This window comes from Chitinophaga sp. (genome assembly GCF_035564935.1).
In the GTDB taxonomy this organism is placed as follows: Bacteria; Bacteroidota; Bacteroidia; order Chitinophagales; family Chitinophagaceae; genus Chitinophaga.
The window spans coordinates 1-1,547 of the sequence record NZ_DATMTE010000384.1; the positions used below are offsets into that span (position 1 = coordinate 1).

Consider the following 1,547-nt stretch of genomic DNA (forward strand, 5'->3'; position numbering starts at 1 on the left):
AAAACACAACAAGGTTGATTGAGTTCAAAAGAAGGAAAATGTACTCTTAGAAATATGAATAAGAGCTACAGGAGGGAAGAATTTTACATTAATCATATTTATGTGAGTTAATAAAAACTAACAGTCGAACTAAAATAAACCTTACAATTCACAAAAAAATTATTATGAAAAAAGATCTATTAGTACTAAGTGGGATATTGCTGGTAATGAGTACAGCAATGCAGGCCCAGACCGGAGTAGGGATCAATACCGTTACTCCCGGTACAACCTTGGACGTAAACGGTGCGATCACCAACCGTGAAACGGCAGTGGCTGTAGCAAGTAATGCAGCGACCATTCCTGCCAATGTTACTCAGATACAGCTTACAGGTTCTGCTACGGCTACTATTGCCATCACCGCGCCTGCCGCGCCTAATGCAGGACAGAGACTTATCATCTACAACAATACCGGAGGTGGTTTCGGAGCCAGTCTCAACGGCTTTACGATTACCAACGGACAGGCAATGGAATTTGCTTACAGTAACGGAAACTGGAGGGCTACCAACAATGGGGCAGGTGCTACTGCTACAAGCATCCCATGGAATACACTAGGAAATTCTGGGACAAACCCCACAACCAATTTCTTAGGAACTACAGATAATCAGGGATTAGCTCTCCGTACCAATAATGCAGAACAGATGCGTATTACTCCTACCGGAAACGTAGGAATAGGAACAACTACTCCCAATTCTCATCTTGATCTGGGGCCTCTTGTGTCGAGTACAAAGCTCGCAGTGTATAATGATACGGCAGGAGGAGATTTCTATGGTTTTGGTTTAAGCGGCGGATTATTGCATTTCCATACCGCATCACCAACTTCTGCTACTGCTCCTGATATGGTACTGCATTCCAGTGGTCAGTTGGGAATCAATATTGGTGCTACAAACCCTACTGCAAATATGGATGTCAATGGTACGGCCAGAATACGTAATACACCCATGCTGGCTGCCGGAAACGGAGCAAGTATAGCCATTCCTGTCTATCATGATGCTAATGGTAATGTAGTGAAAACAGCACCTCCTGGCCACGGAAATGTGATGTCAGGAATTATTACGGGAGCTCCGGGAGCATCCACCCTTATTATCGGTAATATTCCGGATGGTACTTACTACAGGCTCACCGTTACAGTTGCTAATGCATGTACCCATCATGCAGTTGCAGAATTTTGGGTAGCCGCCAATAGTAGTGGTGGAACAGCCATACAAGGCAGAGACGGTTTTATGTCTTTAAATGGTGTAGCTCCCCCTACTTTTTCAGAAACGCAGACATCTACAGGAGTAAGCTGGTCTGGCGTACCTGGCTGTGGAGATGGAGGAAATACGGCGAATCTTGATTTTACGATGTATATTGTGGCTTCCGGCGGTGGAACTTACCAACTCAATGTTGTTAATAACGGAAACGTAAACAGAGGATACTCGGCAGTTTTAGAAAGAGTTGGTACGTATTAATAAAGCAGTATTAATAATCAAACATCTGTATTACAATCAGGTTTCCTGAAACGGACAGAC

At 43.8% G+C, this 1,547-nt stretch carries 1 protein-coding gene; it reads left to right on the top strand.

The features are described from left to right. Window positions 1-164: 164 nt before the first annotated feature. Window positions 165-1,487 carry a hypothetical protein gene (locus VN105_RS10135; protein WP_325640439.1) on the top strand — a complete coding sequence of 441 codons (1,323 nt, stop codon included), beginning with the start codon at window positions 165-167 and terminating at the stop codon, window positions 1,485-1,487. Window positions 1,488-1,547 lie beyond the last annotated feature (60 nt).

What these genes read in the sequence shown, in the direction of transcription:
- VN105_RS10135 (WP_325640439.1), top strand. Translation starts at nt 165, where the DNA reads ATGAAAAAAGATCTATTAGTACTAAGTGGGATATTGCTGGTAATGAGT.